Annotated in this window: 12 protein-coding genes; 10 read left to right on the forward strand and 2 right to left on the reverse strand. The window is 40.2% G+C overall.

Annotated features, from left to right (window positions below):
* Positions 1 to 26: 26 nt before the first annotated feature.
* The 4 genes from NPUN_RS01735 to NPUN_RS01750 all read left to right on the forward strand — a co-directional run bounded on the left by NPUN_RS01735 (position 27) and on the right by NPUN_RS01750 (position 7,556).
* Positions 27 to 512 (forward strand): hypothetical protein, encoded by a 486-nt coding sequence (locus NPUN_RS01735; protein WP_012407148.1) that lies wholly within the window; start codon positions 27 to 29, stop codon positions 510 to 512.
* Positions 513 to 711: 199 nt separating this feature from the next.
* Positions 712 to 1,323 carry a cysteine dioxygenase family protein gene (locus NPUN_RS01740; RefSeq protein WP_012407149.1) on the forward strand — a complete coding sequence of 204 codons (612 nt, stop codon included), beginning with the start codon at positions 712 to 714 and terminating at the stop codon, positions 1,321 to 1,323.
* A 56-nt stretch (positions 1,324 to 1,379) separates the two neighbouring features.
* The gene (locus tag NPUN_RS01745; RefSeq protein ID WP_012407150.1) at positions 1,380 to 1,865 is read left to right on the forward strand and encodes an ArsC/Spx/MgsR family protein; all 486 of its coding nucleotides are present in this window, start codon (positions 1,380 to 1,382) and stop codon (positions 1,863 to 1,865) included.
* A 207-nt stretch (positions 1,866 to 2,072) separates the two neighbouring features.
* Positions 2,073 to 7,556 (forward strand): trifunctional serine/threonine-protein kinase/ATP-binding protein/sensor histidine kinase, encoded by a 5,484-nt coding sequence (locus tag NPUN_RS01750; protein ID WP_012407151.1) that lies wholly within the window; start codon positions 2,073 to 2,075, stop codon positions 7,554 to 7,556.
* Between the two features lie 124 nt (positions 7,557 to 7,680).
* Here NPUN_RS01750 and cysK read toward each other — a convergent pair whose 3' ends face one another.
* Positions 7,681 to 8,640 (reverse strand): cysteine synthase A, encoded by a 960-nt coding sequence (gene cysK, locus NPUN_RS01755; protein ID WP_012407152.1) that lies wholly within the window; start codon positions 8,638 to 8,640, stop codon positions 7,681 to 7,683.
* 994 nt (positions 8,641 to 9,634) lie between these two features.
* On the opposite strand from cysK, the gene NPUN_RS01765 reads away from it, so the two are divergent.
* The 6 genes from NPUN_RS01765 (at position 9,635) to NPUN_RS01790 (ending at position 12,929) form a co-directional block, all read left to right on the forward strand.
* On the forward strand, positions 9,635 to 10,057 hold the full coding sequence (locus NPUN_RS01765) for a hypothetical protein (RefSeq protein WP_012407153.1): 423 nt from the start codon (positions 9,635 to 9,637) through the stop codon (positions 10,055 to 10,057).
* A 44-nt stretch (positions 10,058 to 10,101) separates the two neighbouring features.
* Positions 10,102 to 10,383 (forward strand): hypothetical protein, encoded by a 282-nt coding sequence (locus NPUN_RS01770; RefSeq protein WP_012407154.1) that lies wholly within the window; start codon positions 10,102 to 10,104, stop codon positions 10,381 to 10,383.
* A gap of 2 nt (positions 10,384 to 10,385) precedes the next feature.
* Positions 10,386 to 10,697 carry a hypothetical protein gene (locus tag NPUN_RS01775; protein ID WP_012407155.1) on the forward strand — a complete coding sequence of 104 codons (312 nt, stop codon included), beginning with the start codon at positions 10,386 to 10,388 and terminating at the stop codon, positions 10,695 to 10,697.
* A 382-nt stretch (positions 10,698 to 11,079) separates the two neighbouring features.
* Entirely contained in the window at positions 11,080 to 11,442 is a 363-nt protein-coding gene (locus tag NPUN_RS01780) for a hypothetical protein (protein WP_012407156.1), read from the forward strand.
* Between the two features lie 115 nt (positions 11,443 to 11,557).
* Positions 11,558 to 12,565 (forward strand): LLM class flavin-dependent oxidoreductase, encoded by a 1,008-nt coding sequence (locus NPUN_RS01785; protein ID WP_012407157.1) that lies wholly within the window; start codon positions 11,558 to 11,560, stop codon positions 12,563 to 12,565.
* Positions 12,555 to 12,929 carry a hypothetical protein gene (locus NPUN_RS01790; protein WP_012407158.1) on the forward strand — a complete coding sequence of 125 codons (375 nt, stop codon included), beginning with the start codon at positions 12,555 to 12,557 and terminating at the stop codon, positions 12,927 to 12,929. The genes NPUN_RS01785 and NPUN_RS01790 overlap by 11 nt, the downstream gene beginning before the upstream one ends.
* Before the next feature lie 107 nt (positions 12,930 to 13,036).
* On the opposite strand, the gene NPUN_RS01795 is transcribed toward NPUN_RS01790, so the two are convergent.
* Complete coding sequence (locus NPUN_RS01795; RefSeq protein ID WP_012407159.1) at positions 13,037 to 13,708, reverse strand: Coq4 family protein; 672 nt, start codon at positions 13,706 to 13,708, stop codon at positions 13,037 to 13,039.
* Positions 13,709 to 14,002 lie beyond the last annotated feature (294 nt).

A 14,002-nucleotide genomic window follows, 5' to 3' on the forward strand; every position in this document is an offset into this window, starting at 1 on the left:
TATTGCCTACGCACAAAAAAATTATTATGCAACTTGATGCAAATAAATTCTCATGGTTCCAGGTTCCAGAAGACATCAAAAACCTATTAATTTTAGCTGCACAAAACTGGGAAAATACATCTGAATCCGAAAAATATATTCAACAAGCTTTAGCCCAGACTGGTGAAAATACAGATGTCTTAGTAGCAGCATATAGATTTTTCTATTATAAAAATAATTATTCTCTTGCACTACAAACAACAATAAAATTATTAGATAAAATTAAAGAACTAGAGAAATTTCCTGATGACTGGGAGCAACTTCAGGCTATATTAGTCAATCGCAAAGAAGACCCACAAATTCGATTGTACTTAAATGCTTATGCTGCTTCTGGATTAGTACTAGCAAAGTTAGGAGAAATTGAGCAAGCAAAACAGATCAGCACCAGAGTCAAACAGATAGACGAAAAGAATGATTTTGGTTCTGGAATTCTGCTGGATATTTTGACACGTCCAGCAGAAGAAGACGATTAATTAGTCAGCAATGAAAGGTCAAGGTGAAAATCATGAACAATTGGTTATCTACTAAATCTTATTCTCTATTAGGAGCAAGTACTGATAGTAACTCTATCATCCCTCCTATTAACATACCTACTCAGCTTCCTGTAGGTAACATTCCTAATGTCTCACCGATCATTGTGATCCAATCTTCTCAGCTATCAATTTAAAAGTTATGAAAGGTAGGGATTGGCTGCTAACAGGGGACGGTCAGCATCAAGCCTGTAAATCTGTAAGATCCTGGGATTTATTGAGAGAAAATTACCGCCTTTATCGGTTTTTAACTGAGGTGGAAGATGTTCTCAATGGCAGTGACAATGAAACCAATTGTTTGCCAGAAACTCGGATGCTTGTAAGGCGCTTGATTGTAAATTCCTACTGGGTGCAAAGTCAGCATTTAGAGCCTTCACCAAAAACGGGAAACTCTGTTTTACTCCTATATGATGAATTGGGTTTTCCATTGACTGTGCAAACAGTAACATTTGCACCGGGAACCCGTTCAAACATTCATAATCATGGAACGTGGGGAATCGTGGCGGTGCTAAAAGGCCAGGAAAAAAATACTTTTTGGCGACGCACCAATAGCCCAGAATTTCAGGACAAGATTGAAGCAACGGGAGAGGTAACTCTATTTCCAGGAGACATTATTAGCTTTACTCCCGATGCAATTCACAGTGTAGAAGCAGTGGGTGATGAACCAACTGTGACTTTTAATATTTATGGCGAAACCGATCCGAATGAGAGGTTTGAGTTTGACTTAGTTAGCCATAAAGCTAGGAATTTTTAATTTCATCGGTTCGTAGTTGGCGCTTTAGCGCTAAAGAGTAATTAGGAGATAGTTGAATGGCAAGGGTAATTTTCTATAGCAAACCAGGCTGTAAAGGTGGTGTTAAGCAAAAAGTTTTGCTAACAGCTGCTGGTCATGAGGTGATACCACAGAATCTACTAAAAGAAGCTTGGACAGCTGAACGGTTGCGCTCATTTTTTGGCGATCGCCCCGTAGTCGAATGGTTTAACCTTTCCGCTCCCAAGATAAAATCTGGTGAGGTGGTTCCTGAAAAAGTGGATGAACAAACCGCTTTGGCGCTGATGCTGAAAGAACCACTACTAATTCGCCGTCCTTTGTTAGAAGTAGGCGATCGCCGCGAAGTAGGATTTGATGTACAAAAGATTGATACTTGGATTGGGTTACAAGCTGTCGATGAATCCTTGCAAGAAATTAGCGACAAGCTTTTGAAGCAAGATTTGCAAAACTGTTCCCACGGTAAAGATCATAATCACGGTCAAGGTTCTCAACAACACCAAAAGCAAGGCAACTGTAAACATTAGTACAGGACTTTTGCACTGAGGTAATCTGTTAAAACCTGAGTTATTGGGTTTGAGATGTAACAATGCTCTCAAACTCAGTAGACAAGTTTAGAGTGAATTAGTATTTGTAACATCTCGTGAAATAATGCTGCTTTTTGTCACAAATGTTACAAAGCTAAACTTGCATGGGCATAGTAAGTATGCTTAATATTGCAAGAATAAAAAACAATGACAGCTACTTTATCTGGTTATCAACTCCTCGAAACCCTTCACTCCGGTAGTAAAACCATCATTTATCGTGGACGGCGAGAAACTGATAACGCCTCTGTCATTGTCAAAACTCTCTTGTGCGAACATCCGCTCTTAGAAGACATAGCTAGACTGCGCCACGAATATCAAATCATTGAGACTCTGGAAATTCCTGGCATTGTTAAAGCTTATGAGTTAAAGAATTATCAGCATGGACTGGCTTTGGTTTTAGAAGACATTCCAGGTTGCTTGCTCCAAGAACTGATTGCAACTCAAACAACCACCTTGATTACTTTCCTCAAGGTGGGGATTAATCTGGCACAAATTTTAGGAGAACTGCACGCCCAACAAATTATTCATAAAGATATTAAGCCGCACAATATTTTAATTGACCCCGATTCTGGCGAAGCCAAACTGATTGACTTCAGTATCTCCTCACGACTTGATAAAGAAAATCCCACCTTGAGCAATCCGAATTTGCTCGAAGGTACGCTTGCATATATGTCACCTGAGCAGACAGGGAGAATGAACCGGGCGGTTGACTATCGCACCGACTTTTATTCGCTGGGTGTAACTTTATATGAAATGCTAACGGGTATTTTGCCTTTTCAAGCTGTTGATCCAATGGAGTTAATCCACTCTCATATTGCCAAAACACCAGCCGCACCCTGTAGCGAAACCGTGTGCCGCATCTTGGGAGATGTGCCAGAAGCGATTAGTGCAATTATTTTAAAATTATTAGCGAAAACAGCAGAAGAGCGGTATCAAAGCGCCTGGGGACTGAAAGCGGATTTAGAGGAATGTTTGTTTCAACTGCAAACAACTGGAAAAATTGAAAACTTTGTACCGGGGAGACAAGACAAATCCGGGCATTTTTTGATTCCGCAAACGCTATACGGGCGCAAAGCAGAAGTAGCAACATTGATGGCTGCGTTTAAGCGTGTGGCAGTAGGTAGCAGCGAACTCATGCTCGTCTCTGGTTATTCGGGGATTGGCAAGACAAGTGTTGTCAATGAAGTTCATAAACCCATTGTGGGAGCAAGGGGTTATTTTATTGCAGGCAAGTTTGATCAGTTCAAGCGCAATATTCCCTATGCGTCATTGATTCAAGCGTTCCAATCTTTAATTGGGCAATTACTTACCGAAAGCGAAGCCCAAATCCAAGTGTGGAAAGATAAACTCTTAACTGCGTTGGGAGAGAATGGGCAAGTCATTATCGATGTGATTCCACAAGTCGAACTAATTATTGGAACTGTGCCACCTGTAACACAACTGGGTGCGGCTGAATCTCAAAATCGTTTTAATCGCGTTTTTGGACAATTTATTGGCGTATTCACTACCCAACATCATCCTCTGGTTGTGTTCTTGGATGACTTGCAGTGGGCAGATTCGGCATCGCTGAACTTAATTGAGCTATTGATGACAGATAGCGAGCGCAAATATTTATTGTTAGTCGGTGCATACCGCGATAATGAAGTGTCGCCCACCCATCCACTTATGCTCAGTTTGGACAAGATTCAATCTTCTGGTGCGGTGGTAGATAACATCATCTTGGCACCATTGCAGTTAACGGATGTGGAAGCGTTAATTAGCGATACGTTGAATGACACAGAAGCCAGCAAGCCATTAGCACAATTACTATTCCACAAAACTGGAGGAAATCCTTTTTTCTTAACGCAACTGCTGAAAACTCTACATCAAGAAGACTTGTTAACGTATGACTTCCAGTCTGGAGTTTGGCAGTGGGATATCCAACATATTCAAGCGATCGGTCTTACTGACCTGAATGTGGTTGAACTGACGGCAAGAAATATTCGTAAACTGTCTCTAGAAACGCAGTCAGTACTCAAACTGGCTGCTTGTATTGGCAACACATTCAATCTGGATATATTAGCGATCGTTAACGAAGCATATTCTTTAAGAACTGCGGCGCAATTGTGGTCAGCCCTACAAGCTGGGTTAATTTTGCCGTTAAATCAGGACTACAAAATTCCCTTAGCGTTTAGTCAAGAGGATTCAGGCGGCTTTACCTTAACAGATGTCAAAGTTGATTACAAGTTTTTACATGACCGAGTACAACAAGCAGCGTATTCTCTGATTCCCGATGAGCAGAAGAAAGCAACGCATCTGAAAATTGGTCAATTACTGCTGCAAAAGACTACACCAGAAGAACGCCAAGAAAATATATTTGCTTTAGTTAATCAACTGAATTACGGCACTGATTTACTAATATCTGAAACAGAAAAATCTCAACTTGCAGAACTCAATCTGATCGCAGGGAAGAGGGCAAAAGCAGCCACAGCGCACGATTCCGCCATCAAATATTTCCAAGTCGGTTTACAACTGTTAACAGAAGAAAGCTGGAAGTGTGAATATGAACTGACATTAGCACTACACTCCGAAGCAGCAGAGGCAGCTTTTTTGAGTGGTGATTTTGCAGAAATGCAGAGATTTGTTGAGATAGTACAAAACTGCGCTAAAACGCTGCTGGATAAAATTGAAGTCTATGAAGTTCTGATACAAGCTTACATAGGACAAAATAGGCTTGTAGAAGCGGTTAGTACAGGATTACAAGTTTTAAAGCTGTTAGGAGTAGAGTTTCCCCAAGAGCCGAATCCGTCAGATATTGGACAAGCATTAGGGGAAACTGCGGCAATTTTGAGTGGAACGCTAATTGAAGATTTAATTGATCTGCCTCAAATGAGCGATCGCTATAAATTAGCAGCGATGAGAATCATGTCAAGTATTTTTGCTCCTGCATACATGGCTGCTCCTGCACTGGTGCCTTTGACGGTGTGCAAACAAGTAAATTTATCCGTTCAATATGGTAATGCTTCCGTTTCTGGCTTTGCTTATGCCAATTATGGTCTTCTGCTTTGCGGAGTTGTGGGAGATATTGATTCAGGTTATCAGTTCGGTCAATTGGCTTTAACTCTAGTGTCAAAGTTAAATGCTCAAGAGATCAAAGCTAAGACACTCCTGATAGTAAATATATTTATCCGACCTTGGAAAGATCATCTTAGAGAAACTTTAGAACCTTTAGTGGCAGTTTACTCTAGCGGACTGGAGACAGGTGATTTAGAATTTGCTGCCTATGGTCTACTAATGTACTCCTGTTTCGCTTACTTTAGCGGCAAAGAACTAACTGTCCTTGAAAGAGAGATGGCAATCAACAGAGATGCTATTGATAAAATCAAGCAAGAAACACCGCTTCATTATCTAGAAACCTATTCGCAGGCTACATTAAATCTGCTTGGAAAATGTGAAAATCCCTGCCTTCTAAAGGGTAAAGCCTGCGATGAGCAAATAAAGTTACCATTGCACGAACAAGCGAACGACATATTGGGAGTTGCCTACATATATTGGAACAAACTTTTACTTAGTTACTGGTTTGAAAATTACTCAGAAGCGATTGAAAATACTGCTCTAGCAGAGAAGTATTTAAACGTAGTGGTAGGATTGCCTATTGTTCCTCTATTTCATTTTTACGATTCTTTAGTAAGGTTAGCGGTATATCCAGATCGCCAAGCATCAGAACAACACGCAATTATCGATCGCGTCCAAGCTAATCAAGAAAAAATGCAAAAATGGGCGCATCATGCCCCAACGAATCATTTACACAAATTCTATCTAGTAGAGGCAGAGCGGCATCGGGTTTTAGGGGAAAAAATCGAAGCGATCGAGATGTATGACAAAGCGATCGCACTTGCCAAACAAAACGAATATATCAACGAAGAAGCACTGGCTCACGAACTCGCTGCTAAATTCTATTGGTCATGGGGTAAAGAAGCGATCGCCCAAACATACATGACAAATGCTTACTACGCCTATAGCCATTGGGGTGCTAAAGCTAAAGTCAAAGATTTAGAAGCACGCTATCCGCAATTGATTGTGCAATCAAACACAGAAAAACCAGAAACGAATTACCTGCAAACTATTCAAACAAGCTCCACGACTAGCGGAGGCGCTGAAATTCTCGACTTGATGGCGGTGATGAAAGCTTCACAAGTCTTGTCAGAAGAAATGGTGCTGAGTCGCTTGCTCGAAAAATTGATGAAAAATGTCATCGAAAATGCTGGCGCTCAACAAGGTTATTTTATTGTCAAGCACGAGAATCAATGGATGCTGGAAGCGGCGGGAATGGTTGAAGGTAAGAACGTTAATGTTGTTGTTAAGAGTCAGGATGAGACTGATTCACCTTTACTCCCGATTGCCTTATTTAATTATGTGGAAAGAACCAGAGAGAACCTGGTTTTAAACGATGCTGTTAAAGACTCCCGCTTTGCGACTGATGCTTGTATCATCACTTACCAATCCAAATCGATTTTGTGTCTACCACTGATTCACTCTGGCAAGTTTACTGGTCTTATTTACCTGGAAAATAATCTCATTCCTGGCGCTTTTATTTCAGAACGGGTGAATGTACTGAGTCTGTTGACAGCACAAATTTCGATTGCGATCGAGAACGCTCGTCTTTACACCAACCTACAAGTTTACTCGCAACAATTGGAAGCTAATAATGAAGCTTTGCAAGCATCCGAAACACGAGAGCGAGAAAAAGCCGAACAACTCGAAAAATCTTTCCATAAACTGCAACAAACTCAGGCTCAACTTGTGCAGACTGAAAAAATGTCGAGCTTAGGACAACTGGTAGCTGGCGTTGCTCACGAAATCAACAATCCGGTCAATTTTATCTTTGGCAACCTGACTCATGCCAACAGCTATACCCAAGAGGTGTTGGGACTGCTGGAACTTTACCAGAAACATTACCCATCTCCTCATCCAGAGATTCAAGAACAAGCGGAGGATATCGATCTAGAATTTGTGCTAGAAGACCTGCCTAAATTACTGTCTTCTATGTGGGTTGGCGCAGACCGAATTCGCCAAATTGTCGCTTCTCTACGAACTTTCTCACGCATGGACGAAGCCGAAATTAAAGCTGTTAATATTCATGAGGGAATTGACAGTACCATGATGATTCTGCAACATCGGCTCAAAGCAAAGTCAGATCGTGTCGGTATTGAGTTGATTAAACACTATGGCAACTTACCCCAAGTGGAATGTTATGCAGGGCAGCTAAATCAAGTGTTTATGAATGTGTTGAGTAATGCGATCGATGCTTTGGAAGATACATTGGCGAAAAATCAAGGACAAATAATAACTCCAACTATTACTATTCACACTGAACAAATTGATGCTCATCAAGTCGAAATTCGGATTGCAGATAATGGTCTAGGTATGCCAGAGTCTGTTCGTCAACGGCTGTTCGATCCTTTCTTCACTACAAAACCTGTGGGTAAAGGGACAGGTATGGGTTTGTCGATTAGTTACCAAATTGTCACTGAAAAACATGGTGGTTCGCTCTCTTGTACCTCAGAGCCAGGTGAGGGGGCAGAGTTTCAAATCCGCATTCCAATTTGTCAGGAAGTCAACCCTTTTGAGGAATTAAAAATGAAAAATTAAGAATTAAAAATTGTAAGACGCTGCGGCAAATGGCAATGGCAACCGTCTAAGTAAACAGCGCTAAGACATAAAGTAGATGAGGGAGAAACTGCGATCGCTATTCCCTCATCTCTCCTCACTATCTTTAACGCACGCCAGCAGTTTCTAAAGACAAGTCTTGAAACATGGGGGTGCTGAGGTAACGTTCGCCGAAGGAAGGCTGAATCATTACGATTAAACGTCCGGCATTTTCTGGACGTTTACCTACTTGAATGGCAGCACACAAAGCTGCACCAGAGGATATGCCAGATAATAAGCCTTCTTCTTTTGCCAAACGTCGCCCGTAAGCGATCGCTTGTTCATCGCTGACTCTAATTACTTCATCAACCAATTCTAGGCGAAGAACATCGGGGATAAATCCGGCACCAATACCTTGAATTCTGTGTGGCCCGGCTTCACCACCTGAGAGAACTGGGCTGTTGCTGGGTTCAACTGCGATCGCCTTAAAAGTCTTCTTACGACCTTTAAGTACCTCTGCAATCCCGGTAATCGTCCCACCAGTACCTACCCCAGCAATAACAATATCGACTTCTCCGTCTGTATCTGTCCAAATTTCTTCGGCGGTAGTTTCCTGGTGAACTTTAGGATTGGCAGGGTTGCGGAACTGTTGCAGCATAAAAGCATCAGGAGTATTAGCCACAATCTCTTCGGCTTTGCGAATAGCTCCCCGCATTCCTTCCGCGCCTGGTGTTAACTCTAAAGACGCGCCATAAGCTCTCAACATAGCCCGTCGTTCTTGGCTCATCGTCTCTGGCATTGTCAAAATTAAACGGTAGCCACGTGCTGCTGCTACCATCGCTAGAGCAATTCCTGTATTACCTGAAGTAGGCTCAACTAAAATAGTCTTTCCAGGCTGAATTGAGCCAGCCGCTTCTGCTGAAAGTACCATACTTAACCCAATGCGGTCTTTTACCGAGGCTGCTGGGTTCATACCTTCTAATTTGACAACTATCCTTGCTACTACTCCCTCAGCTTGAGGTATCTTATTCAGTTGAACTAAAGGAGTTCGTCCGATCAGTTCTGTTATATCTTGAGCAATCCGCATTATTTAACTCCTAAAATTCTAAATCTTAGTACAGAGTATTTACTTATAACAATAAGCTTTTGTGTATTTAATTTGCACTTGAATCTCAATGAGTGCATATACTATGTATTCTAACTAAACCACAAAATCTGAAAGTTTAGGAAGAACTTTTATCCGATGCTCTCATTGATTCTCACTCCACCAGATGTCTAGCTTGCCATTCTTTTATTTTACCATTTGGAATTGCTGACTGTTGTCTCTTAGGCTAAGATCAATTTTTATAATTCTGTATATATGAATAATTTTTATCATCATTCTCTATTTGTTAGGGAAATATAACTTAGTTTCAAAACATTTAATGGATTTTCTGATTTTATTAGTTTATCTTTATCAAAAGACATCGATATTTACTTTTGAGTACAGATTTTGCCTACTAAAACTTGCATTAAAAACAGTTCTAAAGCTTTGCCTACATTGCTTTTAGATTGAGTACAAAAACACCAGAACCCCACTTCAAAAACACTAGCACCCCATCTCAAAAACACTAGCACCCATACCCCAATATTTTTTTATAATACTTATCTGATGAGGATTACAGCCGTTGAGTACTATTCTAATAAATTTAATAATCTTAACAGGGCTGAGGTAAACTGTTTTGTGGAGAGCGACTGATATAAATCGTATAGGATTTACGCAGAGATTCCCCTCTACCCCCCAACATTCCTGAGCGAAAGCTGAGTGAACTAGGGGGGACTTCTTAATCTCCCTTTTGAGAGCAAGATGAAACCACATTCGAGAATCTAAGTGTGTTCTTTCTGATTGAATAATCCTACGTTTTGCGAAAATGTTAGTAACTTTTCAGTGGTCAGTAGTCAGTAATAATTAGAAAAACAACTGATAGCTAACAATTGTGAAAATTCCCGTTTACACATATTTTAATATCAAAACTGTTTAAGATAAACAGCAAATGATATTTTCTTACTGGGTGCATACTACCTAGCAAGGGAGAGCCAAGATGAAAGCCAAACTTTTAAATGTTCTTACAGTTTGCGTAGTTATTTTAGCAGTGCTTTCTCCAGAACTAGTAGTATTTGGCATTGTTTGGGAGCGACATCTGGATTTAGTAAAATCTCAGAATTTAGCCTACGAAGTTAACAAGACTACTAAAAATGCTCCCGACTTGGCTCCCCAGACAGAGGTTACACATTCCCCTCAGACTAGCATCCAATCCTCTGACCGTAATGTGATTAATCAAATGCTGACTGTTGCTGAACAATATAAATTTGCCGCTATCTTGCAATGGTTCTTCTTGTTAACCCCTATTTGTGTTGGGTTAGGAATTCTCTTTTACGACAGATATCTTGTACATCGTGCGGCTGTTTTAAAAGAACAAGTTGAAATGTTGGAAAGACTGTGGCAACAAAGTATCGAACAGTGACCAATTCCCAATTAACTCACTAAAATCAACCAAAACAAAACACCATGTCAGAACAACGCCAGCAACTGTATTTTAATCTGATTGATGAATTGCTCAAGTGCCCTAATGGTCAAGAACCAGAAATTTTAGAATCTAAACCAGAATTAATTGACTCTGGTTTCGTAGAAACAATGTTACAAGTAGCAACGATGTTTGCCCATGAAGGCAATCAAGATGGTGCCAAATTTTTATTTTTTGTGGCGCGTGAGCTAGCTAAAGAATTGGGTTTATACCCTGAAGTTCCCAATACTGAAGTTGAAAATCCTGAAGTTGCCAATAAGGAGTAAAAATGCTGTTGACTTCAACGGATGCGGGACAAATCGCTTTAGAACTGCTCATGGCAGATTGGAATATTTCAGAAGAGAATCGAGAGTGGTTCACAATCTTTAACTCTCGTCTGATTGGCGAGAGTTGGTACACTGTGGAATTAGGTGTAGAAGGATTTCCCGATAGATGGTTTATTCAAGTATATGACACTGGAGCTTGCGATCCAAACTATACATTTATATCACCAATCCGTGGTTCTGAAGGCTTCACAGATTTTGTAAATGTGCCAGATATCATAGCAGAGGTATTAGTTTGTGAACGCAATGCTCGATAATAATTAAAAATTCAACATTTAGAATTCAATATTGAAATGTGCTAATTAAATACATTTTATTTGAATTCATGGTTTTTGATATCAGAGTATTTGGGAGCATCTATCCTTGGCAAATATACCTGTCGATGAGAAATCGCGGTTAATCTTGCACGCTGACTAAAAAACTAACCCACAGAAGTGGGTTTTGCATTGATAGCCGCGATCGAGGTATTCAAATCAATACTTTGATATTTCATTCAATCTAAAGATGCTTTACGCAAATCGGAGGTGATACCAAATAAGGTACACCTCTTTTTTTATGTAATATTTAATATTTTATTTAAACCTCATAAGGTATTTTGTCATATTTAATTGATAAAATTATGTTATATTAAATAGCGTGATGGACGCTACAGAAATATCAGTTCCAATGATTGCTGAAGATATCTTAGCCAAAGAATTCACAAGAGTCCTCAACCACTACTACCCAAAAGTTGGGGAATTACTAGATGGGTGTTATGTGAAAGTCATCACCTGTTTTTGGGGACGACCTGCTAGACGGTTGCAATATATAGGAATTTATTGCTCTGACGAAATGATTTCCTATGTGCAAGCCCACAAAGAAATTCTCAGAGAAGTTGCAGACAATATGGGACTAGTCCAAGTAGTCTGCATGAATGCCAAACGATTATTGCGCGATCCGATGTCGAAGGTCAAACATAACAACCCACGCCTATGGTTGGAGTTGCAGTGGGTTGCAAATTAGTCTTTGATCGCATTAATGGAGAGGAGTAAAGGTATTTGTAATATTGAAGCACTAAAGTGCTTACTACAAACCTATCGACCACTAGAATAGCCAGCACAAAGTATCAAAGCAAGTAATGAAAACTGGAATTTTCTGCAATTACGATAATCATCACCAAGATGCTCGTCGTGCTATTTCTGAGCAAGTCGCGCTGATAAAACAGGCAGAAAGTTTAGGTTTTGAGTCAGCCTGGGTGAGTGAGCATCATTTTAGTGAATCCAATCTCAGCCCGTCTATGTTGCTGTTAATGGCACACTTGGCGGGATTGACTTCAACTATCCAACTGGGCACTGCGGCAGTGTTACTGCCATTCCATAACCCAATTCGGGTAGCGGAGGATATCGCCACTCTGGATAACCTGTGCAATGGACGATTATTATTTGGAGTTGCTAAAGGTGGCCCCTTTCCCCAACAAAATAAACATTTTGCGACACTCCCAAGTGAAGCCCGTCCTAAAATGCTAGAGGCGATCGCATTGGTTCAAAAGCTTTTATATGAAACTGATGTATCATTTAATGGCAAGTATTACCAGTGCGATCGCCTGACCATTTACCCAAAACCATTGCAGAGTCAAGTACCAGTGTATGTTGCTACTGGCGGCGATGATGGTATCGAACTTGCCGCTAAACATTCCTTCAGCTTGATGGGTGGGCCGCCATTCTCCCTACACAGATTGAAGGATACTGTTGCTAAATATCGAGCCTTAAATTCTAGTGGTGCAGAAAACTTCGTGCTGGCACGCTTTTTTTATGTTGGCAAAACATTTGACGAGGCTGTGAGTGAAGCGTTACCTTTTGTTCGCCAATTTAGCCAGAAAATGAAAGCTAATACGGCTCAAGTATTGCAGAATAGTGCGAATCCCAACCAAAAACCATTCGATCGCACAAATATTTGTTTCGATGAAGATTATTTGATTGAGAACTCAATCATCGGTGATGTGGAGACTTGTAGAGACAAAATCAAGAAATTTCAGGATGAATTAAATTTAGGTACGCTAGCACTCAAACCCTCGTCTGCGGATCTGCAAAAAAACCTGGACAGTTTGACGCGCTACAACCAAGAGGTGCGAAATTATGTCTTCTAAACTATACCTGCTTCCTCCCGATGATTTACCTCCCACTGGGGTAACGAAACAGGATGGAATGCTGCAAATGGAGCTAGAACAGTCTACTGGTAGATGCTTTTATCTAGCTTGCGATCGCATTACGCGAGTCCTATTATCTAATTGTCAGTGGTATCTCACAACAAATGCTAGCATCCTTACATTAATTGTTGACTGCCCTGATTTAGTATCTTACTGGCATATTGTTAGCAATATTGCCCAGTTGGGTAATAGGTTAGAACGGTTTGCTAGCAATGGCAAAATCCGCGTTTATCCACCATTTGGAAAAGGGATGCCATTTGAAATCAGCGTAAATGAAATATCTGCTTATCGAGATTGGCTTTGAGGTAAATAGAAACTGGGAATCACACAAAATATAGCTGTCTTACACCCTGTACTCCTAAAGTGCAGGGTGTTGCAATTTTTATCAAAGCTGCTCTCAAAATAGCAGTTTTACAGAATAGAATTCACTCCCAGACGCTCACGAATTTCGCTAACTTGTACATCCCAAAGTTGATCCCATTTTTGCGCGATCAACTTGCCTGGAGTATGAGAACCCACCCTGTAGCCGCGAGATATTTCTGTCATCAAAGCTTTAAAATTAGTAGGTTGATAAAGACTAATCATCACCATGCCAAAACTCAAAAGCATGACGCTGATGGGAATTGGGGTCTGAGCTAAGAAAAAAGCTTGTAGACCAATTTCACCAAATACATTTGTGTCAAATCCAGCGACTACATGATATATGTCATGGGTGGATCTCCAAAGCATTTTGAGATAGGAAATATCATCAACGACAGGAACTTTTTTGTAAAAATAGGGATCGAATCCTCTAGCTTTCATTTCTCTAGCATAAACATGACCTAGTGTTCCTTCTGGGAGTTTGGCTAGATCATCTAAATTGAAAGGGGCCGGTAGCCAGCGTTCTGAAAATAAGGCATTGACTTCAGGGATTTTTTTTAATTCATCAACAGCTAACTGTGCCATTTGTGTTTGGTCGAGTGCGTCCTCGAAGTCAAATACTCTATCAGTATTACCATCTCCGATTTTTTGGGCACTAGATGCTAGAAATTGAATGTAAGCAAGAAGTCCTTTATCATTGTTGTAAGTAATTACATTCTCCATAGTAATTCTCTGCTTTGAGATATAATTTTGCTACTTGAAATCTGAGTCTTCAATATTGGAATATAATTATCCAGGCTTTCATGAATCTTCAGAGGTATTTAGCGAAACTTTTTGCTATAAATATGTCTAATTAACAAATTGACTTTGACAAATAATTTTAGATTTCACTAAACCGTATTAGATTAAAAACAGTTAATAAAAATTAGAACATAGATATTTAGTAATTTCAGGGGCAAAGCTTCTAGTAAAAGGTTATAAATTTAAACCAGGTTTTTTATCTTAAAGCTTTGCCCA

It is taken from the genome of Nostoc punctiforme PCC 73102 (assembly GCF_000020025.1).
Lineage (GTDB): Bacteria > Cyanobacteriota > Cyanobacteriia > Cyanobacteriales > Nostocaceae > Nostoc > Nostoc punctiforme.

What these genes read in the sequence shown, in the direction of transcription:
- NPUN_RS01735 (WP_012407148.1), top strand. Translation starts at nt 27, where the DNA reads ATGCAACTTGATGCAAATAAATTCTCATGGTTCCAGGTTCCAGAAGAC.
- NPUN_RS01740 (WP_012407149.1), top strand. Translation starts at nt 712, where the DNA reads ATGAAAGGTAGGGATTGGCTGCTAACAGGGGACGGTCAGCATCAAGCC.
- NPUN_RS01745 (WP_012407150.1), top strand. Translation starts at nt 1,380, where the DNA reads ATGGCAAGGGTAATTTTCTATAGCAAACCAGGCTGTAAAGGTGGTGTT.
- NPUN_RS01750 (WP_012407151.1), top strand. Translation starts at nt 2,073, where the DNA reads ATGACAGCTACTTTATCTGGTTATCAACTCCTCGAAACCCTTCACTCC.
- cysK (WP_012407152.1), bottom strand. Translation starts at nt 8,640, where the DNA reads ATGCGGATTGCTCAAGATATAACAGAACTGATCGGACGAACTCCTTTA.
- NPUN_RS01765 (WP_012407153.1), top strand. Translation starts at nt 9,635, where the DNA reads ATGAAAGCCAAACTTTTAAATGTTCTTACAGTTTGCGTAGTTATTTTA.
- NPUN_RS01770 (WP_012407154.1), top strand. Translation starts at nt 10,102, where the DNA reads ATGTCAGAACAACGCCAGCAACTGTATTTTAATCTGATTGATGAATTG.
- NPUN_RS01775 (WP_012407155.1), top strand. Translation starts at nt 10,386, where the DNA reads ATGCTGTTGACTTCAACGGATGCGGGACAAATCGCTTTAGAACTGCTC.
- NPUN_RS01780 (WP_012407156.1), top strand. Translation starts at nt 11,080, where the DNA reads ATGGACGCTACAGAAATATCAGTTCCAATGATTGCTGAAGATATCTTA.
- NPUN_RS01785 (WP_012407157.1), top strand. Translation starts at nt 11,558, where the DNA reads ATGAAAACTGGAATTTTCTGCAATTACGATAATCATCACCAAGATGCT.
- NPUN_RS01790 (WP_012407158.1), top strand. Translation starts at nt 12,555, where the DNA reads ATGTCTTCTAAACTATACCTGCTTCCTCCCGATGATTTACCTCCCACT.
- NPUN_RS01795 (WP_012407159.1), bottom strand. Translation starts at nt 13,708, where the DNA reads ATGGAGAATGTAATTACTTACAACAATGATAAAGGACTTCTTGCTTAC.